Source organism: Bradyrhizobium genosp. SA-3 (genome assembly GCF_004212635.1).
Taxonomy (GTDB): Bacteria; Pseudomonadota; Alphaproteobacteria; order Rhizobiales; family Xanthobacteraceae; genus Bradyrhizobium.
This window is the reverse complement of the sequence record NZ_PSRT01000028.1, coordinates 46,168-71,726: the sequence shown is the minus strand read 5'-3', so window position 1 is coordinate 71,726 and position 25,559 is coordinate 46,168. Positions and strand designations below refer to the sequence as shown.

Genomic DNA, 25,559 nt, shown 5'->3' with positions numbered 1-25,559 from the left:
GGGAAGATCAGTCTGCCTCTACGGAGAGATTCTGGATTGCTTCGCTGCGCTCGCAATGACGCTGGGAGGCAGGCTCGCACCAAGCCAGCACCGCAATGCATGGCCCCACGGGCCCCCATTCCCGCCGCGCGCCTAGCAATCCGCGTTTGCCTCACTACACTCCATGCACCATCCTCCATCCCCCGGAACTCCCCGCATGAGCGTCCTGTTTTCTCCGATCAAGCTGCGCGGACTGACGTTGAAGAACCGCGTCGTGGTGTCGCCGATGTGCCAGTATTCGGCCGATGACGGCGTCGCCACTGATTGGCACTTCACCCACATCAACAATCTCAGCCTGTCGGGCGCGGCGATGTTCTGCATCGAGGCGACCCATGTCGAGGCGATCGGCCGCATCACGCCGGGCTGCCTCGGGCTCTACAGCGATGCCTGCGAAGCCGCCTTGAAGCCGATCCTCCATTCGGTGCGCAAGCATTCCTCCACCGCGATCGGGATGCAGCTTGCCCATGCCGGCCGCAAAGCCTCCAGCGCGCGGCCGTGGGAAGGCGGCCAGCTGATTCCGATCGAGCAGGGCGGCTGGCAGACGGTTGGCCCGTCAGCCGTGCCGCACAAGGAGGGCGAGGCCGCCCCGCTCGCGCTCGACGCCGCGGGCCTCAAGCGCATCCGCGATGCCTTCGTCGATTCGACCAAGCGCGCCGCGCGGCTCGGCATCGACGCCATCGAGGTTCACGGTGCGCACGGCTATCTCCTGCACCAGTTCCTGTCGCCGATCTCGAACAGGCGTACCGACGACTATGGCGGCTCGCTCGAAAACCGCATGCGCTTTCCGCTGGAGGTGTTCGACGCGGTGCGCGCCGCATTCCCCGCTGACAAGCCGGTCGGCATGCGGGTGTCGTCGACCGACTGGGTCGAAGGCGGCTGGGACCTGGCGCAGACCATCGCCTTTGCCAAAGCGCTGAAGGCACGCGGCATCGACTGGATCGATGCCTCCTCCGGCGGCGTCTCGCCGCTGCAGAAGATTCCGCTCGGCCCCGGCTATCAGGTGCAGTTCGCAGAAGCCATCCGCCGCGAGACCGGATTGCCCACCATCGCCGTCGGCCTGGTCACGGAAGGCAAGCAGGCCGAGGAGATCGTCGCCAGCGGCAAGGCCGACATGGTCGCGCTCGCCCGCGGCATGCTCTACGACCCGCGCTGGGCCTGGCATGCCGCCGCGGACGTCGGCGGCGAGGTTGAAGCCCCGCCGCAATATTGGCGCTCGCAGCCCTCGACACAAAAGGCGCTGTTCGGCAGGACCACGTTCGGGGCGCGGTGAGTTCTTCACCTCTCCCCGCCTGCGGGGAGAGGTCGGATCGCATCGCAGATGCGATCCGGGTGAGGGGGTACAGGTGCGGCGATACGCTCGTGTGGGGAGAGAGGCCCCTCACCCCAACCCTCTCCCCGTAAGAACGGGGAGAGGGAGTAAACTCACGCATCCGTAAAACTCCTCGCCTTCCACCCTCCCCAAAACTGGCCTAACCTCCGTCTCCTCAACGCCTCACGGAGGCCGGCCATGCGTTTTGGTGTTCGCAAAACTGCCCATGTGTTCGAGCGCGTGGGTCTTGCGATGGCGGGGGCGGCGTGCGGATTGTTCGTCGGCGCTTATGTGGGATCTGCGATTGCCACGCTCACCACGCAGGGGTTCCTGCTGCTGATGATGGTGCTCGGCTTCATCGGCTTCTATCTCGGCATCGACACGCCGCAAATGCCCTTCGACGATGCGCACAGCGAGATCGACGCCGCGGAATTTCTCAGCTCGGCCGGCACGCTCTGCGCCACGTTCACCGCGCTCGCCTCCGTCGCCGTCATCGTGCTGAGGCTCGATCCGCACATCAACTTCGCTTGGCTCGCGCTGCTCGGCTGGTCCGCCGGCGTCGCCATGCAGATCGTCGCGGGCGCGAAGGCACGGATGCGGAATTAGGGTGGGGGCACGTCATTCTCAGCCGTCGTCCCGGCGAAGGCCGGGACCCATACCGCGTGATCTATCGATCATTGATGGTGCCAATCCCGAACGACCAATCTTCGCCAAACTGCTCGCTGTGCGTATGGGTCCCGGCCCCCGTGCGCAATTGCGCACTAGGCCGGGACGACGATGTAGTTTGTAGCGACAGGTACCCCCTAAAACACCACGCCCACCCGCGTTCCGCGCTTCCAGGCGATGCGGCAGCGCTTCTTGGTGTTGACGTGCAACAGCTCGAACCGATCGGGGATGCTCACCTGTCCGCCGAGATCGACGCAGGCCCCGCCGGGCGAATAGTCGATCAGCGTGCAGGGAATCACGGGCGCGCGCGGGTCGGTGATGATCTTGGCCTGGCGCGACACCAGCCCCGAAGGCTTCACGCGGGCATATTTGCGCGGATAGTGCGGCACGTCTCCTCCAGCTCCGCTGTCTCGCGGGGATCGGAGGCGATGATGGAACAGAGTTGATGCGATCCCGCTAAGGCAGGGCGGAGAATTTTAATGAAAAGCTGCCGTGACTGCAGAAAGCGGTGGTAGCGGGGTGGGGCGGCGGGGCTCCGCATTCCACCGTCGTCCCGGCGAAGGCCGGGACCCATACCGCGAGGTCTATCAATGGCCGGTGGTGCTAATCCCGAACAACCGATCTTCGCCAAACTCCTGCCTGTGGTTATGGGTCCCGGCCTTCGCCGGGACGACACTGGTGTGCGTAGCGCGCGCTTGCCTCCACACCGTCATTGCGAGCCACCGGGTCCGCGCAAAGCGCGGCCCGATGACAGGCTCCGCGAAGCAATCCAGACTGCCTCCGCGGAGAGATTCCTGGATTGCTTCGCTGCGCTCGCAATGACGAGCGGTGAGAGTGCAGGGGCCGCCCTCACACCCCCTCCATCTCCCCCGCCACCTCCGCATGCTGAGGCCCCACTGGCATCGGCACCGTCACAAAATCCTTCGGCAAATTCACCGGCCGATAGTCCGGCTCCACCGCCATCCGCTTCACCACGCTCTCATGCACATGCGCGCCTTCGGGGATGACGCGCGGCTCGCGATCGGGAATGTAGAAGCCGAGCGCCACCTTCCGCTCCGGCCATTCCTTGTACGTCGCGCTCTTCGGCAAATACTCCAGCAGCCGCCAGCCCGCCGTCATGGAATCGTGCAGCACGCCCGTCTTCCCCGTGTATGCGGGCTCGACGTATTTGAACGGCGAGTTCTTGCGCTGCACGCCCCAGGCGAGCTGGTTCACCGTGCGCGGGTTGAAGTTCAGCCCCGCTTTCGTGGCCTCCTCGATCATCCAGATCAGCGGATATTTCGATTCGCCGCTCTCCGCCTCCGGATAGCCGCCGCCGACGTCGCTGTGCACGCCGGCGAACCACACCTGCAGAATGTCCTGCGGCACCTTCTTCTCGTCCGGCACATAGCGGTTGCTCCAGAACTCCTGCGGCTCCCTGTATTGCTTCAGGCGGAACATGCAGCGCCGCTCGTCGATCGCGATCGCCTGGCGGAAGATCTTGACGCTCGGATTGCGCAGCGTGAAGGCGAGCTCCTCGAAGCTCGGCCAATACAGCCGGTCGGCGCGTGGCACGATCACGCTCGCCACCGTGTCCCACACCCCGATGAAGTGGATGGTGGGCCAGCGCGTCGAGGTGATGCGCGCGAACTGCGCGGCGAGATCGAATTGGTCCTTCGGCAGCGGCCCCTGCTCGTCGACAGCGACGTCCGCGAGGTCTTCGACGTCGTTGCCGCGCCCGGTGCCGGAATATTGCTTGTAGGCGATGAGGCCCGAGCCTGCGAGGTTCACCTGCTCCGGCGAGATCAGGCCGACCTTGTGGATCAGCCCCGCCAGCACCCGCACCGTATAGGCCCCGCGCGAGAAGCCGAACAAATAGATCTTGTCGCCCGGCGTATAATGCTGAACCAGGAAGCAATAGGCTGACAGCACGTTGTCATCGAGCCCGTAGCCGGTGGCGAGCCCCAGCACCAGGTTGATATTGGCTTTCCAGCGATTCCACGTCGTCGGCTCCGTCACCGTGCCGACCCCGGGATCGTAAAACACCATCTGCCGCGGCTGCGTCCTGTCGGTCTTGCGCAGGCAGCGATAGAGCTTCAGGACGTTGGAGATGTTCTCGCTGATCTCGTTGCCGGTGCCGTCACAGCAGATGACGATGTTCTTCGGCTCTGGCCTGGTGGTGTGGGCGGGTTCCATGGGATGCGCCTCGAGGTGATGCTACCGGGGCGAGTATAGCGGAAATGGACGGCAGCTACGAAGGCGGCTCGCCGGCATTTTGCCCCATCTCTCACCTGTTGACATTAACAACTTGTTAACCATGCCGTCGCCTAATGTGGACGAGTGGGGGATCACGATGTCGGCCCATGTGACGCGACCGAAATTGATGCCTGTTTCGGCCGATCCAGCCTTTGCTACGCTTGCTAGGCTGGCGGTTCGCGCCAAGGCCGTCCTACAGACCAAAACGGCTGTCGTACGGAGCAAAGCCATGTTTGGAAAGGACGACTTAGTGGACAATCTCAGCCGCGATCTCGATCGCGCGCGCGGAAGACGCGATGCACTCGCATCCGAAGCCACGACCCTGGCGGCCCAGATCGCCGAAATTGAAGCCCGCCTTTCGGAGGAGAAGAAAAGGCGGGAGCGTGAGCGCGTCTTATGCGAGATCGAAGCGATCAAAACGCGAGTCAAGCAAGCCTCCGGCGCCTTTGCACCCGTCGTCGATGGTCTCTCCAAGGCGATCGAATCGGCTGCGGCAGTCGTGCCCGAGGCGCGCGAGCTCAATAGTTTCCTGGTGTCGGTGGCGACCGAAATCGACAGCGTGCTCGATCCCCTGTTGCGCGAACTGGATCAGCGCGCGGATGCGGTGCGAACAGGCCACGTCGCGCTGGACCTGCCGAGCTCGGCCAATGAAGCGCCGCCCATCGAGCTGCCGAAAGACAGCAACGAACGCCTGCTTCGTTTTCCAGCATGGCTGTCTCGCGACAAGGAGACGGACAAGAAGGAAACAGCTGAGAGCCCGCGCAGCACGGCAGCGTGAACGATCGGCGGGTGGCGCCGCTTAAGAAGCTTGTCTGCAGGTTCCGCAAGCGCAGGAAAATCGCATATGACGCGAGCGCTTGGGATGCTGAGGTTTCCACATCGTCATGGCCGGGCTTGTCCCGGCCGTCCACTCCTTACCCCGCAGCACAAAGAACGTGGATGCCCGGGACAAGCCCGGGCATGACGACCTCTTGTTGATGCTCATATGCGGTTACCCTCTCCCGCAAGCGGTGAGCCGCGTAGCAGCGCTCCATGTCCGAGCCTCCCGACTCCTGCCACCGCTCAGTTGGCGGCGCGGCGCAGGAAGGCCGGGATATCGAGAACGGCCTCGTCCGGCGCATTGCGCGCAGCGGTGCGGCCGTAAGGATCGAGCGGCCGGTCGGCCGCGTGGCGCGCATGTTCCAGACTCGGCCTTGCCGGTGGCCCCACGGGGTGGTGCGGCTGCGGGCGCAGCGGCGGGCTTTCCACTTGCGCAATGGGAGCACTGCGCTCGATGCGATCGGCGATGCGGCGGCCATCGTTGCGCAGCCTGCCGGCGAGCTGCGTCAGGGCGGTTTCCACCGGTTGCGCCTGCTGCGCCGGGTCGAGATTATCTATACCGGTCGCCACCACCGAGACGCGGACGATGCCGTCGAGGCTGTCGTCAAACGACGCGCCGACGATGATGTTGGCGTCCGGATCGGCCTCGTCGCGAATGCGGGTCGCGGCTTCGTCGACCTCGTACAGCATGAGATCCTTGCCGCCGGTGATGGAGATGATGAGGCCACTGGCGCGCTTGATCGAGGGATTCTCGATCAATGGATTGGAGATCGCGGCCACGGCGGCGGCAAGCACGCGCTTCTCGCCGGAAGCCTCGCCCCGTCCCATCATGGCCTTGCCCTTCTCCTTCATGACGGAGAGGACGTCGGCAAAATCGAGGTTGATCAGGCCTTCCTTGACGATGAGGTCGCTGATGCAGGCCACGCCCGAATAAAGCACCTGGTCGGCAAGGGCGAAGGCGTCGGCGAATGTGGTCTTGTCGCTGGCGACCCGGAACAGGTTCTGGTTCGGGATGATCAAGAGGGTGTCGACCGTCTTCAGCAACTCCTCGATGCCGGCTTCGGCAAAGCGCATGCGGCGCTGGCCCTCGAAGTAGAACGGCTTGGTGACCACGCCGATCGTGAGAATGCCGAGCTCGCGCGCGGCCCTGGCGACGATGGGGGCAGCCCCGGTGCCGGTGCCGCCGCCCATGCCGGCCGTCACGAACACCATGTGTGCGCCGGTCAATTGATCGCGGATCGTGTCGATCGCCTCTTCGGCTGCGGCGCGTCCCAATTCCGGCTGCGAGCCGGCGCCGAGGCCTGCGGTTACCTTTGTGCCGAGCTGGATCAGGTGCCTCGCCTTCGACATGGCCAGCGCCTGCGCGTCGGTATTGGCGACCACGAACTCGACCCCTTGCAGCCCGGCCGTGATCATGTTGTTGACCGCATTGCCGCCGGCGCCGCCGACCCCGAACACGACGATGCGGGCCTTCATTTCGTGGATATCGGTGATGCCAGTCATGCTTCCCTCGTGATTGCTCCGGCCAGCCGGGGATGGAGATGAGTATCGCGTGCTACCTGCAAGCCGCGCGGTCTGCTTGCACGATCGCAGCGGCCAGATGTCCCAATCGACGCGCGGCCTGTCCCGCGATCGTGCCGCCCGCCCGGCGACCGTTCCGCAGAACCGCCACTTCGTCTTCCAGTCGTGCCGACCACGCATTGGCTGCCGTCGTCTCGGCGGCCGCCTGCATCAGCTCGACGGCCAGGCGATCGGCGCGCTCGCGCTCGCGCTCGAAATCGGCCCGGGTGTTGGCTGCCACTACCTCGAGCCGCGCGATCTCCGCCTTGAATGCCTCGATCTTGACGGCCTCGATCCTGGCCAGGGAGGCATCGATTGGGTCGGCCCGGCGGCCCCTTCGCGACCGGGGTGTGTAGCGGAGCTCGGAGAAATCAACGCTCACCAGGGCCTTGCCGTCCTCCGACCGCGAGCGCGGCAACCGGCGGCGTCTCGCCAGCGAACGCGCGGCCTCTCGGGAGATACCGAGGCGGGCACTGAGATCGGCATACGTCAACAACTCAACGCACATCGGCGCTTCTCCTGGAGCGAACCGGGAAGGCATTTCGAGCTAATGATGGCTGGACGATTACCGCAGGCTAGGCTGCGTTGGTTAATGGACGGTTAACGCGCGAGGGGCGCTGTTTACGAGTGCCGTCACCGTGCCAACCCCCGAATCGTAGGGCAGTATCTGCTGCGGCTGCGTCTTGTCGGTCTTACGCAGGCAGCGATAGAGCTTCAGGATGTTGGAGGTGTTCTCCGAGATCTCGTTGCTGGTGGCGTCGCGGCAGATGGCGAGGTTTTTCGGAGCGGGTTTTGCGGTCGGTGTTGTGCGCGTGCTCCATGGGATGCGCTTCCGGGTGATGCTACCGGGGCGAGTCTAGCGGAAAATGATCGAGAGAAGATATCTTCAAGAGGAGCTATGCCTGCTCGCGCCAGCGGCCGGTTGCGCGACCCATGCGATTGATCGTGGCCGATTTTCCGTCCGCGGCGAAATCGACACGAAACAAAGATGGCTTTGGATCGTCTAGGCGCTGCTTGATCTGCAAGATATTCTGATAGTCGGGCGTGACAATGGAGACCGCTCCGGAGGATTCGTCTACGTCAATACGCGCCGGCAGAGCAGTATTTACCCAAGGCAATAGGGTCGTGCTGAGTTGCCAACTTTGTTCGTTCCAACGCTGAATTGGCGTTGCCAAGGCATTATCCCGGAAGATGCGCCACAACGAAGCAGTCTCTTCGGATGGAAATTTTGGATCTTCTGACAAAACCGTAATTTCGTTCGAGGATAGCCATTGGTTCATTTCTGCTAGATTTGTGAAGATTGGTTGCGCCTGGTCGATAACGAGCATCGCGGCGACCCGAGATGGTAAGCCTGCCCTTATCAACATCGCCATCATACTTCTCGGGAGACCGGCCTCGACGCATGCGGCCGCGCTTCCTTCAACGTATTCCGAGGCGCCTCCCTCAGCCCGACGCCTCATGCGAATCGCCTCCATTGCCCAAGTAAGTCGGTAAATAAATGCCTCTTCGACGACGCGCATATTCGCAAGACCAATCGCAGCGACGTCATCACCCCGAACCCACGATTTCAATATATCGCGCCAATTGGTTGGTAGCTCGACTTCGGGAATGAAGGGCCTAATTCGAAAGAATTTCTCCGCCATAGAGACAAGCGCATTTCCCAGTACAGCTGGCTCGCCTTGCATTGCGGCTGCATCTGCCGAATCTAAGAAACCTGTAACCTCGGTCGCTATTGCATCGAGGGCTAGTCCAGATTCAAGGCCAACTCCCATCGCGAATTGAGCGCGTCTTTGTGCTGCAGTCGACTTGGTCCAGATGAGTCGAGCGCGCGCCGTCATAATCCAAAGTTGATGTCCTTTGGATTCGGTTGAAAGTCGGGCAATTTGGCGAGCCCAGAGAGAGCCTGTCAGCGCTGCATCCAAGAGGGCAGGCAGATTTGCGCTATCTGTGTCGAGAGCTTCAATCAAGCCTAATACGGTTGCATCAAGTCTTTCGACGAGACTGACCATCGTTTCAGTGTCTTCGGGCCAGTCTCCCGGAAACCAGGCGTCTTGCGAATTCGCCAAGTATTCCATCGCATCTTCACGTGCGAAGACTCCGGTACGCGCAAGTCTTCGCATGATCTCATTAACAACCGTGATGATTCCGCTCGATAGTGCGCGTGCTCGTGCCGAATTCACGAGACCGGTCCACATGTTGAAACGCCATTGCTCAGGTTTGAACATGACGTGGAGAACTAGACCATCAAGATCAACAAATGCTCTCCCTGCGCGCCCTGCAACATTTGCGAACTCTTCGCCCGTAAGAAGCTGGCCCGCCCTGTAGAGGTTCGGAATAAGGAGTACCGCGGCACTCAAGTTGAGACCTTGCGCTAGGGTCGGAGAAGCGATGATAACTTCTAGGACGCCGCTTGCTAATAGTGCCTCTACCTCGCGAAGAAACGGACTTGGTAGTCGAGCGTGATGTATCGCGACTCCTAGCGGTAGGCACAAAACAGCTGGGTGCGTTTCTCCTAGCCATTCTCGCCCAACCTCAAGCGCTCTATCGATCTTAGAAGGATTCGCAAGAAGAGATTTTAAGAATCCGCGCCTGCTCAGATCTGCGATGGTTTCAGCGTAACTCTCGACATGATCTCTCTGCGTGCAAAAAATCAGTGTTCGCTTGCCCAGTTCGGAAAATTTCCACGCCGCGGCCAGCGTAAGTTCCTTGTTGTCTCTCGGAAACGGCGCCTTCCGAGGCTTAATCGCCGAAATTTGGCGAATGAAATGTTGAATGAATGGCCCGTCTTTCTCCAAGTTGAAGCTCAACTTCGCTGAACGAAGTTGCGAGCTCCATGAGAGCGTGCCGAATTTTTGGCGTGTGGGTCTCCACTTCGATTGGATCGGTTCGCCTGGTTCGTCAGACCGAATCCAAGAAGTGAGATCGTTCAGTTGTTCGCCCTCAGGCAAGATAGCTGAGAGGCAAACCATTCGTCGCGTAGCACTATCGGAACGGCGCAATAGTCGCTGAACGAGATTTTCGTAACGGATTTCACGCTCGTTAGGCCCGATGAGATGGCCTTCGTCTAAGACGACAAGTCCAACGTCATTGATCACGTCGGGATCGTTTCGTAGAGCAAAGTCAAGCTTCTCTGGAGTGGCAATCACTATGTCGTACGAACGAAGAGCATCCTCATCCGCGCCCGCAAGGCCTCCGGCGCCATAAAGCGACGATATTCTAAAGTTGAGCGGTGCAAACGTCCGACGAAATGAGCGCTCAGTCTGAGCTGAGAGAGCTCTAAGAGGTGTAACGAGAAGCACACGCTTTCCCTGAGCCAACGCTACTAGACTTGCAATTTCTGCGATTCGGGTTTTGCCGGCGCTCGTTGGTAGTGCAACTACTAAATCGTCACAAGGGTTTGTTGATCGTTGTGCCGCTGCTGTTTGAGACGGCCACAGCTCGACTTCAGATACTTTTCGCGCAAACAGTTCAGCAATAAACAATCCACGCAGTCGTGCATATGACTCCGCCGCGGGAGGGCCTTCCTTCGGCAAGGTAACGTGCAGGCTGCTATTCCATAGATCGTCAATTAGATTGAGGGCGAGGCGGCTGATCCACCACATCGATACAGCATTCGCGGCTTTTGTCAGAGATAAGATGCGACTAAGATAAGATCGGGCTTGCTCCACTAAGGCCGGTTCACCTGTTTGAAGAGCAAAGTGAAAGAACGCAAAGGCGCGGAATATTGTGGTAGTGGCAATTGTGGTTATTGCGTCGTCAGGATCGAGTTCTTCAGCTTCAATGCGTCTTGATATCTCAGTATCTGACTTCGCCGCGTCGCGAAGCCAGGTCTTCGCCTTTTGAGAGAGTACGTCCAGATTTCGCATAAGCAGGAAGACAATAGCTTCTTCGGCGGGCGCAAGATTTGCGGTACTTCCAGCTTGGGACATCAATGAGAATGACAGTGCTGAATAGCCGGCAAGGTGGTAGGCACCGGCACCCATTACTCGGTTGAAGCCTCTGGCAGAATCTTCGGGCGGCCCGTTTTGGACCAAGGCTTCGAAGGCATTGCCGGCGAGTGCAAATCCGTTGCGCCATATCTCGGGATTGCCGTTCGCCTCTCTTAGGGCAAATGCTCCCCGAAGAGCAGAAAAGGCCACTTCGGTCAAATCAACGTCGAGCGTTGTTGAGAAGGGAGGCGCTCCTTCCGGTAGGAGGCCATTCTGGCGAATAAGGGCGCGAGACTCCCCGCGTTCCCTTAAGCGACCGCGAAATCCTGCTGCGCCAATCTGCTGCAAGAAGGAGGTCAGGTCTTCAATCGTTTCCAAGCTTTAGTGCCTTCTCAAATGAGGCCTTTATGAAATCTTGATGGTCCGGGACCTCGAGATGAATCACGGCGTGCGGTCGATCGCCGGAGGCCGCTGCAAAGTCATCCAATAAAGCTTTTGGAGTGGCGTTGCCTGACACTGTGAAAAGGACGTGCTCAATACGATCTGGTGGCACGGCCCTGGTTGCCACCTCATTGCGGATCGCGCGACCAAGCTTCTCTTCTTCTCCTCCTAAATCCATCAAGCGATCAGCAACGAATAAAATGGAGGTTGGTGTCGGCCGCCCGTGATCGCGGGCTAGCACTATGCGCGCATCATTGATGGCGTCCTGAGCCAATGTCTTGCGACTCTTAGATTCACCTTTCGCGTATTTTAGCGTTTCACCGGAGTTGTTCTTCTGTATTCCGATAAAGTCGTCCCCTCGTAACGCCATTTCTCGCCCGTCTTTGTATCGAAGCCGTCGTACGGGGACTCGATACCCGAGCTTCTCCTCGATTAGCTCGGTTGCAAGTATTTCGCCGAGTTCGCCGGACCTTGCTGTTGCCGATCGGGGCATGCGCTCAGAAAGCAACGCCGCCGCTTGGCCATAACCGAGTTCAGACACGTCTTGTGCTATCCGAGTGACGTCGTCGTAGTGCGATCGCAAAACTGACGCGAGGATGTCCGCAATGGCGTCTCGCCCACCGACTTTTTCGCGGAGTTTCAATAAGCGCTTCTTCTCAGAGACAGTTGAGTCGAACTCGCACCATTCCGCGAAAAGCGGCATATGTTCGCTTCTATTAAGAGTTGAAAAGTGAAGACTGGCAACGGGCAGAATCTCTGTCAAGGGTGACTTGGATGAAGAGCCTCTTTCGCGAGGCACAAAAACAAAAACGGCCGGATCTTCCGATCCGGCCGTAACGCAAAACTCTACTGGCTAAGCCTACGCCACGCGACGCAACTTAGCCCCCGCCCAATTTGAAAACTTGCTTAGCTGGCCTTCTTGACCGGCGCGGTGTCGCCGACCTTTTTCTGGATGGCGCGCTTCAGCTCGAGGGCGCGCGGCGACAGGGCGTCGGCGTTGGCCTTAAGCAGGAAGGCATCGAGGCCGCCATTGTGGTCGACGCTCTTGACCGCGCTGGTGGAGACGCGCAGGCGCACGTTGCGCTCCAGGGCTTCGCTGATGAACGTCACGTTGACGAGGTTCGGCAGGAAGCGGCGCTTGGTCTTGATGTTGGAGTGGCTGACCTTGTGGCCGACGAGGGGGCCCTTGGCCGTCAGTTCGCAGCGGCGAGACATGGCAAAAATCCTTATCCTAAACCCCCAACGAATTGCGGCCGCCATTCTGGGCGCCACGGGGGCGAATTCTCTGTCCTTGCAGGGAGCGGGCGGACGTATAGGGGGGAAGGGGCGGGTAGTCAAGGATTTGGGGTGGTTCGGCTCGTAGGTTTCGCGCCTCCACCCTCGGGTGTCATCGCCCGGTCAAGCCGGGCATGACAGCGGAGTGGGTGGGGAGAGGTGTGCGCCTCTGACGCTCCCCAATCACCAAAACGGCAATGATCGGAACGCCTTACCATCACATAAAGGGCGTAATCGCACCGGAAGAATCCGGTGGAGTTCCGTAGCCGCGCGCCCGGACGCATTGCCTGCCGCCGATTTCGGCTTAAGTAACGCATCGATTGGCGCCCCGATTGGAAAGCTTCGTGCCCACCTCGTCCCCCGTTTCGCCCCGGCGGCGCTCTGCCGGCCAGCTGGCCCTGGCGGCCCTGTGCGGCCTTGCCGTGGCGTGGGCGGCCGAGCCTGTGGCGGCGCAGGGCAAGCTCGAGGCGCAGTATGAGGCGACGCTGGCGGGCATTCCCGTCGGCAGGGGCGCCTGGAACATCGACATCCAGGACGACGTGTTCGCGGCCGCGGCCTCCGGCGGCACCACCGGGATCTTGAAGTCGTTCACCGGCGGGTCCGGCACCGGCGCCTCGCAGGGCCGGGTCGTCAACGGCGCGCTGGTTGCGACCGGCTACCAGGCCTCCACCACCACCTCGAAGAAGACCGAAGAGATCCGCATCACCCTCGACAAGGGCAATGTGAAGGAGTTCGCGATCCTGCCGGAGCCGCCGGTCGATCCGGACCGCATCGTCGTCACCGAGGCGCATCGCCGCGGCGTCTGGGATCCGATGACGGCCTCGCTGCTGCGCGTGCCCGGCACTGGCGATCCGGTCTCGCCGGAGGCCTGCCACAACGCCGCGCCCGTGTTCGACGGCCGCATGCGGTACGACCTAAAACTCGATTTCAAGCGCATGGAGAGCGTCAAGGCCGAGAAGGGCTATAGGGGCCCGGTCGTGGTCTGCGCGCTCTATTTCGTGCCTGTCGCCGGCTACATCCCCGACCGCCCCGTGATCAAATACCTCGCCGCCCAGCGCAACATCGAGATCGCGTTTGCGCCGGTGGCGGGCACGCGCATCCTGGTCCCGTTCTGGCTGAAAGTGCCGACGCCGCTGGGACCGGCGATGCTGGAAGCGACCAGCTTCATCACCTCCCCCCAGCCGCCGCGCGTCGCGAAGACGCAGTAAGCCCGGCCCCCACCGCCGTCATTCCGGGGCGCGCACCGTAGCTCGCGCCTGACGGCGCGCCCCGGAATGACGAGAAGCGGCTTTTGGTTGGCAGAAAATCGTTATGATTCAATGACATGCTACTGTGCATGGGGTTGTTTTCGCACTTTTTGTTTTGGCAGGGTCCGTGGCCGGGAATCCATTTGACTCCCGTCCGATTCTGATTCGACTCCGCGCCGTCCCCAATTTTAAGAAACCCGCCACCGAAACGTCGCTTGTGCGATCGGGCAAAACTCCATCTAGTGCGCAACCAATACGAGTCCCGCGACATGTTGCGTGAACGGAACAGGACTCGTCAGGGAGTCAGCGATTCGGCCGCGATTCGTTCTAGAGTCGTTCCGAAGCTTAAGGCCAACGGGAAAAGCGTCGCAAAGTGAGACAGTTGCGCGAGGTTTGGGGAGTTCTCTCTTCTCCCTCTCCCCGTTCTTACGGGGCCGCGACGAGCTTCGCTCGCGCTGAGAGGGTTGGGGTGAGGGGCTGCTTCCGCGAATTCGGTGGGAGTCGGACTCGCGGAGAGCCCCCCACCCGGCGCTCCGCGCCGACCTCTCCCCGCAAGCGGGGCGAGGTGACTTTCAAGCGCTTCGCGCTCCCGCCCCAAAACGGCACTGACATTCGCCCAAATCGCCACTACCTAATCCCCCAGACATGGCTTTCTCTCCCTCCCCCTTCGCTTCCGAGCGCGCGCCCGGCGCCGGCGTCACTGCAGTGCTCGGGCCGACCAACACCGGCAAGACCCATCTCGCCATCGAGCGGATGCTGGCGCATCCCTCCGGCATGATCGGGCTGCCGCTGCGTCTGCTTGCGCGCGAGGTCTACAACAAGATCGCCGATCGCGCTGGCGCGGAGAGCGTCGCGCTTGTGACGGGCGAGGAGAAGATCAAGCCGAAGAAGCCGCGCTATTGGGTCTCGACCGTCGAGGCGATGCCGCGCGACCTCGACGTCTCCTTCCTCGCCATCGACGAGGTCCAGATCGCCTCGGACCTCGAACGCGGCCACGTCTTCACCGACCGCATCCTCAACCGCCGCGGCCGCGACGAGACGCTGCTGCTTGGCGCTGCCACGATGCGCCCGATCATCGAGCGGCTGCTACCGGGCGTGTCCATGATCACGCGGCCGCGCCTGTCGAGCCTCGAATTCGCCGGCGATCGCAAGATCACGCGCCAGCCGCGCCGCACCGCCATCGTCGCGTTCTCGGCCGACGAGGTCTACGCCATCGCCGAGCTGATCCGCCGCCAGCATGGCGGCGCCGCCGTGGTGCTGGGCTCCCTGTCGCCGCGCACGCGCAACGCGCAAGTGGCGATGTTCCAGAACGGCGACGTCGACTATCTCGTCGCCACCGACGCAGTCGGCATGGGCCTCAATCTCGACGTCGACCACGTCGCCTTCGCCTCCGATCGCAAGTTCGACGGCTACCAGTTCCGCCGCCTCACCCCGGCCGAATTCGCGCAGATCGCCGGCCGCGCCGGCCGCGCCACGCGCAACGGCACCTTCGGCACCACGGGCCGCTGCGCGCCGTTCGAGCCCGAGCTCGTCAACGCGCTGCAGAACCACACCTTCGACGCCGTGAAGATGCTGCAATGGCGCAACTCGAAGCTGGATTTCTCCTCGCTCGGCGCGCTCCAGGTGTCGCTGAACCTCGCCCCCGGTCACGAGGCGCTGACGCGCGCGCCGATCGCCGAGGACATGCGCGTGCTCGACCATGCCGCTCGCGACGGCGAGGTGCGCGATATCGCGCATGGCAAAGACGCCGTGGAACGCCTCTGGGAGGCCTGCCAGGTCCCCGATTACCGAAAGCTGTCGCCGGCCGCCCATGCCGAGCTGGTGACGACGCTCCACGGCTTCCTGATGCAGAAGGGATGCGTCCCCGATGCCTGGTTCGCCGCCCAGGTCGACCAGGCCGACCGCACCGACGGCGACATCGACACGCTGTCGGCCCGGATCGCGCAGATTCGCACCTGGACCTTCGTCGCCAACCGCCCGGACTGGCTGAAAGACCCCGAACGCTGGCAGGGGATCGCGCGGGAGGTCGAAAATAAATTATCGGATGCGCTCCATGAACGCTTGACTGAGCGTTTCGTTGATCGTCGGACCAGTGTATTGATGCGCCGCCTGCGGGAGAACACGAGCTTGAATACTGAAATCGGCAAGACCGGCGAAGTCATCGTCGAAGGCCATGTCATCGGCCGCCTCGACGGCTTCACCTTTGCACCGGACGTGGCGGAAGCCGGCTCCGATGCGAAAGCCTTGCAGGCTGCAGCGCAAGCGGTGCTCGCCGGCGAGATCAACACGCGCGCCGAAAAGCTGGGCAACGCGCCGGACGAGCAGTTCGTGCTGACCTCGGAAGGCATCATCCGCTGGACCGGCGATGCCGTGGCGCGGCTCTCCGCCGCAGACGACGCGCTGCATCCGCGCATCCGCATCATCTCCGACGAGAGATTGACTGGGGCGCCGCGCGAAAAAGTGCAGGCGCGGCTCGAGCTCTGGCTCAAGACGCATATCGAAAAGCTGCTCGGGCCGATGTTCGAGCTGTCGAAGGCCGAGGATGTCACCGGCATCGCCCGCGGCATCGCCTATCAGCTGGTCGAGGCGCTCGGCGTGCTCGAGCGTCCCAGAATCGCGAACGAGCTGAAGGATCTCGACCAACCCTCGCGCGCGGTCTTGCGCAAATATGGCGTCCGCTTCGGCGCCTATCACATCTATTTCCCCGGCCTGCTCAAGCCCGCCGCGCGCGCGCTGGCCGCGCTGCTCTGGGCGCTGAAGCAGGACAATGTCGATCTCTCCGCGCTCTCGGGCGCGCAGCATCTGGCATCGTCGGGCCGCACCTCGTTCCCGGTCGACAAGCAGCTGCCGCGCGATGCCTATCGCGTACTCGGCTACAAGCAGGCCGGCGAGCGCGCCGTGCGCGTCGACATTTTGGAGCGCCTTGCCGATCTGATCCGCCCGGCGCTGGCCTGGCGCGAGAATTCGCCCGGCGAAAAGCCCGCCGGCGCGTTCGACGGCCGCAGCTTTGTGGTGACGCAGGCGATGACCTCGCTCACGGGGTCTGCCGGCGAGGACTTCGCGTCCGTGCTGCGCGCACTCGGCTATCGCATGGAGAAGCGTCCGCCGCTGCCGCAAAAGCCTGTCGTGACCGAGACGGTCGCGGCAGAGACGCCGCCCGCCGAGGGCAGCGCGGAGACGTCGACCGAGACCGAGACCGAGACCGCGGCGGAGGCCGTGGCGGGCCTGCCCGCGGAGGCATCCACGGATGCCGCCGCTGAACCCGTCACCGTCGAAGACGCGCCCGGCGTGGAGCCGCAGGACGAGACAGCGCACGCGGAGCCGGCGCTGGACGCGTCGCCCGAGGCTCCCGTCACGTCCGAAGATGCCCCCGGCATCGCGCCGCCGGCGGAAGAGACCGCTGCGTCGGCGGAGGCTGCCGGCCTCGAAGCCGCTGCCGCCGAGACCGCGGCAACGGAAGCTGCCGCATCGCCTGACGCTGCCGCGCCTGAGGCCGCAGCGACTGAGGCTGCGGCGACGCCGGCGGAGCCCGAGCTCGTCGAGGTCTGGCGTCCCGGCGGCCGTCACGAGGACCGCAAGCCGCGCCACGAACGCCATCGCCATCAGCGTCACCATCACCGTCCGCAGGCGGCTGCAGAAGGCGCCACGGCCGCGCCGGGCGAAGCAGCGCAGTCAGCCGACGGCGAGAAACGCGGCGAGCGCCATCGTCATGGTGGTCATCGCCGCGATGGTGCCAAGGATTTTCGCAAGCCGCGTGAAGGTGGCGAGGGCGGTGATCGCCGCGAGGATAGGAATCGCAGCTTCCAGGGCAAGGACCGCGACAACAAGGGCAAGTTCGGCGCCGATCGCGACAAGGGTCGTGAGCATCGTGGCCGCGACCGCGACAAGGGCCGCGACCGCCGCGACCGTGAGTCCGGTCCGTCGCTGCGTCCCTATGCCTCCAGCGCGAATCCGCGCGAACGCGATCGCCCGGTCGATCCGAACTCGCCCTTCGCCAAGCTGGCCGCGCTGAAAGAGCAGCTGTCCGGCCGGAAGGAGTAATCCTACGACCGAGCGACAGCGCATAGACAAATGGCTGTGGCACGCCCGGGTGGTGAAGGCGCGCACCTCCGCCGCTGAGCTGGTCGTTACCGGCCATGTTCGCGTCAACGGTACGCGCGAGACATCGCCGGGGCATGCGATCAAGCTCGGCGATGTCGTCACCATCGCGCTCGATCGCACCGTGCGCGTGTTGAAGGTCACCGCCTTCACTGAGCGCCGCGGCGATGCCGCCTCGGCCCGCGTGCTCTATGAAGAACTCGGCGAGCGCAATTAATTGCGCTTCGTATTCATTTCTTGGCCGACCAAACGCACACAAGTGTCATGATCGGCCGTTGTCGACCTTGCAGCGCCGGGCCATCCGCGCTACGCAAGCCGCGACTTTTAAAAGAGCTTTTCGGAGCGTTGGATGACTTACGTCGTCACTGAAGCCTGCATCAAGTGCAAGTACACCGACTGCGTCGAGGTCTGCCCGGTCGACTGTTTCTACGAGGGCGAGAACATGCTCGTCATCCATCCCGACGAGTGCATCGACTGCGGCGTGTGCGAGCCGGAATGCCCCGCCGACGCCATCAAGCCGGACACGGAACCGGGTCTGGAAAAGTGGCTCCAGGTCAACGCCGACTACGCCAAGAGCTGGCCGAACATCACCCAGAAGAAAGAATCACCCGCCGATGCCAAGGAATTCGACGGCATGGAAGGCAAGTTCGAGAAATATTTTTCTCCGAACCCGGGCTCGGGAGACTAATTAGGGCCCAAACTTAACCCTATTAGCGGCGTTGCCGCCGAAAACCAGCCCTCAAGACCCCTAAATCATTGATTTTTGCGGGAAATGTGCTATATTGGGCACATTAAGCCGAACCCCGTCAGCCCCGTTGGCCCCTCTGGGTTCCCGTGAAACCAAATGTCGAACAGGGGCGTGGCAGTTTTCCGCGCGCAGGCTGTGTCACAGAAAACGCGTAAAAAGAGTACTTCAGCGAGGGCTTCCCATAAGGAGGCCAAAAAAGTCGCCGCGGCCAGCCGTAGCGCATCCAAGGGTCGGACCGCGACGAAGGCGCCGGCTGCAAAGTCCTCGAAGAACAAAAGAAGCGCAATGCCTAACAAGACTGCCAAACCGGCCGCGAAAGCGACCGTTGCCAAGCCTGCTGCTGCCAAGGCTCATCCTGCGAAGGCTCACGCTGCCAAGCCCGCCGCGCCGAAGGCTCCCGTTGCTGCTGCTCATGCCAAGGCTCCTGCCGCTGCCAAGCCGGCCGCCAAGCCCGCTGCTGCGCCGAAGGTCGAGGAAAAGAAGGTCGTGACCCAGCGTCAGGGCTTCAAGGCCAACGAATTCGTCGTTTATCCCGCTCACGGCGTCGGCCAGATCCTGGCCATCGAGGAGCAGGAGATCGCCGGTGCCAAGCTCGAGCTGTTCGTCATCAACTTCATCAAGGACAAGATGACGCTGCGCGTTCCGACCGCCAAGGTCGCCAATGTCGGCATGCGCAAGCTGTCCGATCCGGCGCTGGTCAAGAAGGCGCTGGAGACGCTCAAGGGCCGCGCCCGCGTCAAGCGCACCATGTGGTCGCGCCGCGCCCAGGAATACGAAGCAAAGATCAATTCGGGCGACATCGTCGCGATCGCGGAAGTCGTGCGCGACCTCTACCGCTCGGAGTCGCAGCCGGAGCAGTCCTACAGCGAACGCCAGCTCTATGAAGCGGCGCTCGATCGTCTGTCCCGCGAGATCGCGGTGGTGCAGCACTCGACCGAGACCGAAGCGGTCAAGGAGATCGAGGCCCAGCTCGCCAAGAGCCCGCGCCGCGCCAACGCCAAGGCGGAAGCCGCCGACGGCGAAGCCGATTCGGATGCCGAGGGCGATACCGACGACACCGATGGCGACGACACCACCGTCGCCGACGAGGCCGCGTAAGCGCCTCCGTCGATTGCAAGAGATCAAAAGCCCGGCCGTTTGGCCGGGCTTTTTGTTTGGGTCTGCACTCGCGCGAAGATACTGGATCGGTGCTCGCTGGTCCAGAACAACGAGGAGAGAATGGGAGCGAAGCCGGTTCAAGAAATGCGGTGTCGTCCCGGCCTAGCGCGCAATTGCGCGCGGGGGGCCGGGACCCATAACCACCGAATTGCATTTGGCAAAGACTACCAATGATCATCTCGCGCCAAACTACTCACTGTGGTTATGGGTCCCGGCCCCCCGCGCGCAATTGCGCGCTAGGCCGGGACGACGAGAGGAGTGAGACTCGCCTCGCCTTACTTCACCGGCCGCTTTTCCAGCTTCCGCGCCAGCGTCCGCCGATGCATCCCCAATCGCCGTGCCGCCTCCGAGATGTTGAAATCCGTCTCGATCAGGGTCTGGTGGATGCGTTCCCATTCCAGCGTCTTGATCGATGTCGGCCGGGCATCGAGCGCGACCTCGGCATTGCCTTCGGCCTTGTTGAAGGCGGCCTCGATGTCGTCGGTGTTCGACGGCTTTGCCAGATAGTGGCAGGCCCCCAGCTTGATGGCTTCCACGGCAGTGGAGATGCTGGCAAAGCCGGTCAGCACCACGATCAGCATGTCGGGATCATGCGTGTGCAGGAGCTCGACGCAGGCGAGCCCCGAGGCGCCGCCGAGCTTGAGGTCGACCACGGCGTGGCCGAAGGAGCGCTCCTCCAGCACTTTGCGCACCTCCTCGATCGAGGCGGCGAGCACGACCTCGTAGCCGCGACGCTCGAACGAGCGCTTCAACGTGCGGGCGAAGCCGGCATCGTCCTCGACGACGATGAGCGAGCGGTCAGGCGTCAAAATTCCCTCCGATCGCGAGCGTTGCGAGCGGCAGCGTGAGACGGACGGTGGCGCCGCGCTTCCTGTGGTTCTCGGCGGTCACGCTGCCCCCTAACTTGCGCACCACGTTCACCACCAGGAACAGGCCGAGCCCGCCGCCGGCACGACCCTTGCTCGACTGATAGGGCTTTCCGAGCTGCGCCAGCATCTCCGGTGCAAAGCCGGGGCCGCGGTCGCTGATCGCAAGCACGAGATTGTCGCCCTCGCGCTCGGCGACGAGCTCGACCCATTCCCGCGAGACCTCGTAGGCATTGTCAAGCACGTTGAAGATCACCTGCTTCAGCGCGACGTCGGAGACGATCGCAACATCCTCGCCGAAGGTGTTGACGAAGTAGAGCGTGCGCGCCGAGCGCGCATCGCGCCATTCCTCCACCAGCGCGGTGACAAAGGCCGTCACCGTCGTCGGCGAGGAGCCTTCTCCGCGCGCTTCGCCCGCCGATACCAGGATGCCCGTGACGATCGACTTGCAGCGCTGCAGCGAGGTCTCCATTTCCGCGAGATCTTCGGCGAGCTCCTGATCGGCGGCGAGATCGGGCATGCGGCGCCAGTCGCTGAGGATCACCGAGAGCGAGGCCAGCGGGGTGCCGAGCTCATGGGCCGCGCCGGAGGCGAGCAGACCCATGCGCACGATGTGATCCTGCTCGGCCGCATGCTGGCGCAGCGCCGCCAGATGCGCGTCGCGCTCACGCAAATTCCTGTTGATGCGGGTGACGAACACCACCAGCAGCACGGCGTTCAGGACGAAACCCAGGAGCATACCGGTTACGGTGAGGCTGTAGGTCTCGCTGATGGGATTTGGCGGCAGGTCGAGCGGCCGGTAAGCGAGCGTCAGCCACACGAAACTCGCGCAGGTCAGTGCGACCAGCGACCAGGTCGAGCGGGCGTCGAGCAGCACCGCGCCCAGCGTCACCTGGAGCAGGAACAGCGAGGTGAACGGATTGGTGGCGCCGCCGGAGAGGTAGAGCTGCGCGGTGAGCGCGGCGACATCGAGCATCAGCGCGACCAAAAGCTCATTGTTGGTGATCGCCGCGCGATGGCGCACCCAGACCAGGCTGGAGACGTTGAGCAGCACCAGCGCGCCGATCACCGCGCCCATCCGTTCCAACGGCAAGGCAATACCCAGGCCAAAATGCACGGCGCCGATGGTCGCGATCTGGCCGACCACCGCGGTCCAGCGCAGCTGGATCAGCAGCGCCATGTTCTTGCGGTTGGTCTCGTCGTCGGTGGGAGCAGTGCCGATCAACTCGCCGCGCGCGTCCGCCTGCGATTGCAGCGTCACGGCCAGCTCGCCGCCATGGGCAAGCGTCCGGGGACTCGACTTTGCGTCGTCAGGTCGGCTCGACGATCGTTCCAGCATCTGATCCCGTCCTGCGGGCAGCGGCATCGAAGCCGCCGGCCGGTTCATGGACGAAGCGTTTGCGGCGGAACAGCCCGCCGCCGAATGTGACAAAAAGCCTGCCGACCAGCATGAAAGCCAGGGCAAACCACGTCAGCGCATAGATCAGGTGGTTATTGGGAAAGCGGATCACGGTCAATCCGCCGATCGGACCGCCGCCAATTTGTGATCCGGCGTCGGCATCCACGAAGAAGGGCGCGACCTCGTGGAGGCCGCGTGCCGCTGCGATCGCGGCGACATCCCGCGAGTACCAGCGGTTGTGCTGGGGCACGTTGTTCCGCAGGAATCCGCCCTTCGGCTCCGTCATGCGCAACAGGCCGGTGATCTCGACCTTCCCGTCGGGATTGCCGTCCTGGCGCGTCGATGCGTCGCGCCTCTCGGACGGCACGAAGCCGCGGTTGATCAGGACCTGCGTGCCGTCATCACGCTTGAGCGGCGTCAGCACCCAATAGCCGGGGCCTTCCTCGGTGACGGCCTGAACCAGGGTCTCGCGGTCGTGCAGGAAGCGGCCGGTGACGCTGACATGCCTGTATTCGTCGTTCGCGGCGGTGATCATGGGCCATGAAGCGGCCGTGGGGATCGGCACCGCCTGGGCATGAACGCGCTGCTCGACGCGGTCGATCAGCGCCAATTTCCAGGCGCGGCGCTCGATCTGCCAGACGCCAAGCGCGATCAGAAGGGCAATCGCCGTCAGCGAGAGGACCGTGAGCCACAGGGACGGGGATCGCGCAGCCTTGCCGCGCGTCCCGCTTGCCTTGCCCGTCACGGTCCCGATTTCGCTCACTTCATGCCCGTCATCTGGTGGATCGGCATCATGTTGCTGTTGAGGTGGTTCATCACCCACAGCGAACCGGACAGCGCGATCACCACCATGACGATGGTGAAGATCAGCGCCATCATGCTCCAGCCGTTCTCCGACGTCGTGTTCATGTGCAGGAAGTAGATCATGTGCACGACGATCTGCACGACCGCGAAGGCCATGATCACGAGCGCGGTGATCTGCTTGCTCGGCAACGCGCCGCTCATCACCAACCAGAACGGGATCGCGGTCAGCACGACCGAGAGCACGAAGCCGAGCATGTAGGTCGAGAACGTGCCGTGGGCGTGGCTGTCGCCGTGGTGATGGTCGTCCGCGTGGGTGGCGTGGGTATCGGTGCTCATCGCAGAACTCCCAGAAGATAGACGAAGGTGAAGACGCCGATCCAGACCACGTCGAGGAAGTGCCAGAACATCGACAGGCACATCAGGCGGCGGCGGTTGGCTTCGATGAGGCCGAACTTCCAAACCTGCACCATCAGCGTCACCAGCCAGATCAGGCCGCAAGACACGTGCAGGCCGTGGGTGCCGACCAGGGTGAAGAAGGCGGACAGGAAGGCGCTACGCTGCGGCGTTGCGCCTTCATGGATCATGTGGGCGAACTCGGTGAGCTCGATGCCGATGAAGGCGAGGCCGAACAGGCCGGTGATCGCCAGCCACATCTGGGTTTGGGCAACCTTGTTCTGCTGCATCGTCAGCATGGCAAAGCCATAGGTGATCGACGACAGCAGCAGCATCGAGGTGTTCACCGCGACCAGGTCAAGGTCGAACAGGTCCTTTGGCGCGGGACCGGCGGCATAGTTGCCGCCGAGCACGCCGAAGGTAGCGAACAGGATCGCGAAGATGAGGCAGTCGCTCATCAGATAGATCCAGAAGCCGAGCGAGGTGCTCCAGCCTTCCGGATGCGGGTGCTCGTCGGCGAGATAGAAGACCGGCTCGCCGGTCTGCGAGGGATTGATCGCGACAGTCATTTACTTGGCTCCGGCGAGCAGTTTGGTGCGCGCGTCCTCGGTCCGGATGACGTCTTCAGCCGGAATGTCGAAGTCGCGGTGATAGTTGAAGGTGTGACCGATACCGACGGCGAGCATCGCGATGAAGCTCACGGCGGCCAGCCACCAGATGTACCAGATCAGGCCGAATCCCATCGCCGTGGCAAGGCCGGCGAGGATAATGCCAGTGCCGGTGCTGCTCGGCATATGGATCGGCTTGAACCCGGTGAGCGGACGCTGGTAGCCGCGCTTCTTCATGTCCCACCACGCGTCGTTGTCATGCACGACGGGCGTGAAGGCGAAGTTGTAGTCCGGCGGGGGCGAGGAGGTCGCCCATTCCAGCGTGCGCGCATCCCAGGGATCGCCGGTGACGTCCTTGAGCTGCTCGCGCTTGAGGAGGCTGACCGCGAACTGCATCAGCATCGAGAGGATACCGATGAAGACGAAGACGGCACCGATCGCGGCGATGATGAACCAGATCTGCAAGGACGGATCATCGAACACGCGCAGGCGGCGGGTCACGCCCATCAGGCCGAGCACGTAGAGCGGCATGAAGGCGAGGTAGAAGCCGGTGACCCAGAACCAGAACGACATCTTGCCCCAGAACGGATCGAGCTTGAAGCCGAACGCCTTCGGGAACCAGTAGTTGATGCCGGCGAACGCGCCGAACACCACGCCGCCGATGATCACGTTGTGGAAGTGCGCGATCAGGAACAGGCTGTTGTGCAGGACGAAGTCGGCCGGCGGCACCGCGAGCAGCACGCCGGTCATGCCGCCGATCACGAAGGTCAGCATGAAGGCGATGGTCCACATCATCGGCAGCTCGTAGCTGATGCGACCGCGATACATCGTGAACAGCCAGTTAAACATCTTCGCACCCGTCGGGATCGAGATGATCATCGTGGTGATGCCGAAGAACGAGTTGACGCTGGCGCCCGAGCCCATCGTGAAGAAGTGGTGCAGCCAGACCAGGTACGACAGGATGGTGATGACGACCGTGGCGTAGACCATCGAGGTGTAGCCGAACAGCCGCTTGCCGGAGAAGGTCGAGGTGACTTCCGAGAAGATGCCGAACGCCGGGAGAACCAGGATGTAGACCTCGGGATGGCCCCAGATCCAGATCAGGTTCACGTACATCATCGGGCTGCCGCCGAAATCGTTCGTGAAGAAGTTGGTGCCGACGTAGCGGTCGAGCGAGAGCAGCGCGAGCACGACGGTCAGGACCGGGAAGGAGGCGACGATCAGGACGTTGGTGCAGAGCGAGGTCCAGGTGAACACCGGCATCTTCATCATGGTCATGCCGGGGCAGCGCAGCTTGACGATGGTGCAGATCAGGTTGATTCCGGATAACGTCGTGCCGACACCGGCGACCTGCAGCGCCCAGATGTAATAGTCGACGCCGACGTCGGGACTGTAGCCGATGTTCGACAGCGGCGGATAAGCCAGCCAGCCGGTGCGGGCGAATTCGCCGATGAACAGCGAGGCCATCACCAGCACCGCGCCGCCGACCGTCATCCAGAAGCTGAAATTGTTCAGGAAGGGGAACGACACGTCGCGCGCGCCGATCTGGAGCGGCACGACGTAGTTCATCAGGCCCGTGACCAGCGGCATCGCCACGAAGAAGATCATGATCACGCCGTGGGCGGTGAAGACCTGATCGTAGTGATGGGCGTTGAGATAGCCTTCGGAGCCGCCAAAGGCGAGCATCTGCTGGCCGCGCATCATCAGCGCGTCGGCAAAGCCCCGCAGCAGCATCACGATGCCGAGGATCATGTACATGATGCCGATGCGCTTGTGATCCACCGTGGTGAACCATTCGCGCCACAGATAGCCCCAGAGGCGGAAATAGGTGAGGCCGCCGAGCAGTGCGGCGCCGCCGAGCGCGACCACCGCGAAAGTGCCGACGACGATCGGCTCGTGCAGCGGCAGCGATTCGAAGCCGAGCCGGCCGAAGATGAGCTTGAGAAGATCAGGAGACATGCGGGA

At 62.8% G+C, this 25,559-nt stretch carries 21 protein-coding genes and 1 pseudogene; 8 read left to right on the top strand and 14 right to left on the bottom strand.

The genetic code is table 11. From position 1 onward, the window contains the following. The first annotated feature begins 196 nt into the window (after positions 1-196). Together CWO91_RS12290 and CWO91_RS12285 are read left to right on the top strand one after the other, a co-directional pair. Entirely contained in the window at positions 197-1,309 is a 1,113-nt protein-coding gene (locus CWO91_RS12290) for an NADH:flavin oxidoreductase/NADH oxidase (protein WP_130213679.1), read from the top strand. Positions 1,310-1,546: 237 nt separating this feature from the next. Continuing rightward, on the top strand, positions 1,547-1,954 hold the full coding sequence (locus CWO91_RS12285; protein WP_130213678.1) for a hypothetical protein: 408 nt from the start codon (positions 1,547-1,549) through the stop codon (positions 1,952-1,954). A gap of 197 nt (positions 1,955-2,151) precedes the next feature. Here CWO91_RS12285 and CWO91_RS12280 read toward each other — a convergent pair whose 3' ends face one another. Together CWO91_RS12280 and CWO91_RS12275 are read right to left on the bottom strand one after the other, a co-directional pair. Continuing rightward, a complete protein-coding gene (locus tag CWO91_RS12280) occupies positions 2,152-2,403 on the bottom strand; it encodes a PilZ domain-containing protein (protein WP_091893446.1) in 252 nt (83 codons plus the stop codon). Between the two features lie 460 nt (positions 2,404-2,863). Beyond that, entirely contained in the window at positions 2,864-4,189 is a 1,326-nt protein-coding gene (locus CWO91_RS12275) for a DUF2235 domain-containing protein (RefSeq protein ID WP_130213677.1), read from the bottom strand. Positions 4,190-4,346: 157 nt separating this feature from the next. On the opposite strand from CWO91_RS12275, the gene CWO91_RS12270 reads away from it, so the two are divergent. Then, the gene (locus CWO91_RS12270) at positions 4,347-5,027 is read left to right on the top strand and encodes a hypothetical protein (protein ID WP_130213676.1); all 681 of its coding nucleotides are present in this window, start codon (positions 4,347-4,349) and stop codon (positions 5,025-5,027) included. A 284-nt stretch (positions 5,028-5,311) separates the two neighbouring features. On the opposite strand, the gene ftsZ is transcribed toward CWO91_RS12270, so the two are convergent. The 6 genes and pseudogenes from ftsZ to rpmB all read right to left on the bottom strand — a co-directional run bounded on the left by ftsZ (position 5,312) and on the right by rpmB (position 12,213). Next, positions 5,312-6,571: a cell division protein FtsZ gene (gene ftsZ, locus CWO91_RS12265; protein WP_130213675.1), complete on the bottom strand. Its 1,260-nt coding sequence runs from the start codon at positions 6,569-6,571 to the stop codon at positions 5,312-5,314. 52 nt (positions 6,572-6,623) lie between these two features. Beyond that, complete coding sequence (locus tag CWO91_RS12260) at positions 6,624-7,136, bottom strand: hypothetical protein (protein ID WP_165405383.1); 513 nt, start codon at positions 7,134-7,136, stop codon at positions 6,624-6,626. Positions 7,137-7,259: 123 nt separating this feature from the next. After that, positions 7,260-7,449, bottom strand: a pseudogene (locus CWO91_RS12255) (phospholipase effector Tle1 domain-containing protein); the annotation flags it as partial. A gap of 75 nt (positions 7,450-7,524) precedes the next feature. Continuing rightward, the gene (locus CWO91_RS12250) at positions 7,525-10,935 is read right to left on the bottom strand and encodes a DEAD/DEAH box helicase (RefSeq protein ID WP_130213673.1); all 3,411 of its coding nucleotides are present in this window, start codon (positions 10,933-10,935) and stop codon (positions 7,525-7,527) included. After that, a complete protein-coding gene (locus CWO91_RS12245) occupies positions 10,922-11,761 on the bottom strand; it encodes a Hachiman antiphage defense system protein HamA (RefSeq protein WP_130213672.1) in 840 nt (279 codons plus the stop codon). Before CWO91_RS12245 ends, CWO91_RS12250 begins: the two co-directional genes overlap by 14 nt. A 143-nt stretch (positions 11,762-11,904) precedes the next feature. After that, positions 11,905-12,213: a 50S ribosomal protein L28 gene (gene rpmB / locus CWO91_RS12240; RefSeq protein ID WP_130213671.1), complete on the bottom strand. Its 309-nt coding sequence runs from the start codon at positions 12,211-12,213 to the stop codon at positions 11,905-11,907. A 458-nt stretch (positions 12,214-12,671) separates the two neighbouring features. Between rpmB and CWO91_RS12235 the strand changes: the two genes are divergently transcribed. The 5 genes from CWO91_RS12235 (at position 12,672) to CWO91_RS12210 (ending at position 19,464) form a co-directional block, all read left to right on the top strand. After that, positions 12,672-13,481 carry a DUF3108 domain-containing protein gene (locus tag CWO91_RS12235; RefSeq protein ID WP_164939671.1) on the top strand — a complete coding sequence of 270 codons (810 nt, stop codon included), beginning with the start codon at positions 12,672-12,674 and terminating at the stop codon, positions 13,479-13,481. A gap of 684 nt (positions 13,482-14,165) precedes the next feature. Beyond that, positions 14,166-17,561, top strand: a complete 3,396-nt coding sequence (locus CWO91_RS12225) for a helicase-related protein (RefSeq protein WP_130213669.1) — start codon at positions 14,166-14,168, stop codon at positions 17,559-17,561. Positions 17,562-17,583: 22 nt separating this feature from the next. Further along, positions 17,584-17,835 carry an RNA-binding S4 domain-containing protein gene (locus tag CWO91_RS12220; protein ID WP_130213668.1) on the top strand — a complete coding sequence of 84 codons (252 nt, stop codon included), beginning with the start codon at positions 17,584-17,586 and terminating at the stop codon, positions 17,833-17,835. A 132-nt stretch (positions 17,836-17,967) separates the two neighbouring features. Further along, complete coding sequence (fdxA, locus tag CWO91_RS12215; RefSeq protein WP_091893472.1) at positions 17,968-18,306, top strand: ferredoxin FdxA; 339 nt, start codon at positions 17,968-17,970, stop codon at positions 18,304-18,306. Positions 18,307-18,651: 345 nt separating this feature from the next. Beyond that, a complete protein-coding gene (locus CWO91_RS12210) occupies positions 18,652-19,464 on the top strand; it encodes a CarD family transcriptional regulator (protein ID WP_091893477.1) in 813 nt (270 codons plus the stop codon). A gap of 335 nt (positions 19,465-19,799) precedes the next feature. On the opposite strand, the gene CWO91_RS12205 is transcribed toward CWO91_RS12210, so the two are convergent. From CWO91_RS12205 to cyoB, 6 genes are read right to left on the bottom strand one after another with little or no spacing between them, the layout of a single operon-like run. Further along, a complete protein-coding gene (locus CWO91_RS12205; protein ID WP_130213667.1) occupies positions 19,800-20,333 on the bottom strand; it encodes a response regulator transcription factor in 534 nt (177 codons plus the stop codon). Continuing rightward, on the bottom strand, positions 20,323-21,729 hold the full coding sequence (locus tag CWO91_RS12200) for an ATP-binding protein (protein WP_165405382.1): 1,407 nt from the start codon (positions 21,727-21,729) through the stop codon (positions 20,323-20,325). The genes CWO91_RS12205 and CWO91_RS12200 overlap by 11 nt, the downstream gene beginning before the upstream one ends. Continuing rightward, on the bottom strand, positions 21,701-22,552 hold the full coding sequence (locus tag CWO91_RS12195; protein ID WP_130213665.1) for an SURF1 family protein: 852 nt from the start codon (positions 22,550-22,552) through the stop codon (positions 21,701-21,703). Before CWO91_RS12195 ends, CWO91_RS12200 begins: the two co-directional genes overlap by 29 nt. Then, complete coding sequence (cyoD, locus tag CWO91_RS12190) at positions 22,549-22,929, bottom strand: cytochrome o ubiquinol oxidase subunit IV (RefSeq protein ID WP_130213664.1); 381 nt, start codon at positions 22,927-22,929, stop codon at positions 22,549-22,551. The genes CWO91_RS12195 and cyoD overlap by 4 nt, the downstream gene beginning before the upstream one ends. Beyond that, positions 22,926-23,555, bottom strand: coding sequence for a cytochrome o ubiquinol oxidase subunit III (cyoC, locus tag CWO91_RS12185; protein WP_091893490.1), 630 nt, complete (start codon positions 23,553-23,555; stop codon positions 22,926-22,928). Before cyoC ends, cyoD begins: the two co-directional genes overlap by 4 nt. Continuing rightward, the gene (gene cyoB / locus CWO91_RS12180; RefSeq protein ID WP_130213663.1) at positions 23,556-25,553 is read right to left on the bottom strand and encodes a cytochrome o ubiquinol oxidase subunit I; all 1,998 of its coding nucleotides are present in this window, start codon (positions 25,551-25,553) and stop codon (positions 23,556-23,558) included. It lies immediately after the preceding gene. Positions 25,554-25,559: the final 6 nt, after the last annotated feature.